Consider the following 1810-nt stretch of genomic DNA (forward strand, 5'->3'; position numbering starts at 1 on the left):
ACGCGGAAGGTGTCTTTCACGCGGCGGATCACGTCCAGGTAAGGCATGCCCGGCTTGACCATGATGATGTCGGCGCCCTCTTCCTGATCCATGGCCACTTCCTGGATCGCTTCGTCCAGATTGGCCGGGGCCATCTGGTAGCTGTACTTGTCGGCCTTGCCCAGATTGCCGGCGCTGCCAACCACGTCGCGGAACGGGCCGTAATGGACAGCATCGGGATGCCGAGCTTGAGCGCTGCTTTAGCGGTATAAGGCTATAAAAAATCCCCGGAAGAAGTCTGGGGATTTTTTATAGGTACATCCAAGGCGGGAGGCTGACATCAGTACGGCGGATTCACCACGATGAACTGTGTCCCTCGTGGCTGATACCAGGTGTTTCCGCACTGCTGGTAGATAATGCCGCCGTAGTTGACCGGCACGCAGCCGGGGGGCACGGAACGTACGATGGAACCAACGATGGCACTCGTCACCGCCACGGTCGCCCCCACCGCCACCGCCGTTGCTACCGGGTGGTAGTCGTTGTCCCAACCTCCGCTGTGATGGACATCCACATCGACATCCCTGTTAACGTTCCTGTTAACGTTCCTGTTAACATTTTTGTTGACGTTCACATTGTTGACGCTACTGCTACGGACATTGTTTGTGCGTACATCGGCCCTGCTGTGATCGACATTGACCTTCTGCCGGGCTCCGCCGCCCGCAGCGGCATGCGGTTTGGAGGCGGCGAGCTTGCCGCTGCGGGCGGCCTCGACGACCGGAACCAGAGCGAAACTGGCCACCAGCAGCGCCACCAGCGGAGACAGGAACAGCTTGCGCAGTGCATTTTCCATGACATGACTCCTCTACTTGGTTTTGCGCGGCAGCAGTTCGGCCGGGGAAGCGCCCTTGGGCGGCTTGAAGCTGAAAACTGCGTTCGAAAAGGTAGGCTTCAGGTTCCAGTCGATCAGGCTGACCGACTGCGGACGTGCTTCGTCGTCACGCTGGGTGATCACAAGCTTGCGCGGCAAGGGCCGGTCTCCGGCCGAGATCCAGATCTGCCAGTCGGTATTGCCCTGACGGAAGGCATAATGATCACACAGCGTCTGGCCAATGAAATCCTGGCCGGCATTCATCGCTGACTGTATCCCGTCGAACGGCGCATCCGGCGTGCCCCAGACAAACAGATCGGCCAGAGGGGTTTCCACACCGTACTTTTCCTCCAGACGGTTAACCAGCACATTGAGTTTGCCGGTAAACGGCACCGTCGAGTAATACTTCTGCGCGGGCGAGTACAGGGTCACGCGCTGGCCGTCGTAAAAGATCTCGCGTTCGGAGCGAGCACTGGATATCAGGGCACGCAGCCGCTCAGGACGATCGACATCCAGTACGGCCTTCGCCGTATGCTGCAGTTTCTGGCCGTCGGCAAGCACCCGCTCGCCCGTCAGTTCGGTCGAGACCTGAAAGCGCTTCAGGCTCAGCAAATAAACACCCATATCCTTCAGCGCCTGGATGGCCGCCGGATCGACCGCGTCTGCGGATGCCTGCGCAGGCGCGGCCGGGGTATCCGTCTGGGCATGCAAGACGGAGGGTGCTAGCGAGATTGCCAGCAGGCTTTCCATCATGCACTTTTCTTCATTCAGCCAGCCGTTCTGCACGGCGGCCTTGAGCATCGCGTATTCGCCCGATACCTGATAAGCGTAAGTCGGCACGCGGAAGGTGTCTTTCACGCGGCGGATCACGTCCAGGTAAGGCATGCCTGGCTTGACCATGATGATGTCGGCGCCCTCTTCCAGATCCATGGCTACTTCCTGGATCGCTTCGTCCAGATTGGC

The 1810-nt window shown here is 59.5% G+C and carries 2 protein-coding genes and 2 pseudogenes; all 4 read right to left on the reverse strand.

Annotated elements, in window-relative coordinates; all coding sequences use genetic code 11:
* Positions 1–203, reverse strand: a pseudogene (locus EGI20_RS18175) (porphobilinogen synthase); the annotation flags it as partial.
* Between the two features lie 116 nt (positions 204–319).
* Positions 320–829: a hypothetical protein gene (locus EGI20_RS18180; protein WP_498630772.1), complete on the reverse strand. Its 510-nt coding sequence runs from the start codon at positions 827–829 to the stop codon at positions 320–322.
* A gap of 12 nt (positions 830–841) precedes the next feature.
* Complete coding sequence (locus EGI20_RS18185) at positions 842–1558, reverse strand: DUF2092 domain-containing protein (protein WP_498633094.1); 717 nt, start codon at positions 1556–1558, stop codon at positions 842–844.
* A 9-nt stretch (positions 1559–1567) separates the two neighbouring features.
* Positions 1568–1810, reverse strand: a pseudogene (locus EGI20_RS18190) (porphobilinogen synthase); the annotation flags it as partial.

The organism is Aquitalea sp. S1-19, assembly GCF_024343515.1.

What these genes read in the sequence shown, in the direction of transcription:
- EGI20_RS18180 (WP_498630772.1), bottom strand. Translation starts at nt 829, where the DNA reads ATGGAAAATGCACTGCGCAAGCTGTTCCTGTCTCCGCTGGTGGCGCTG.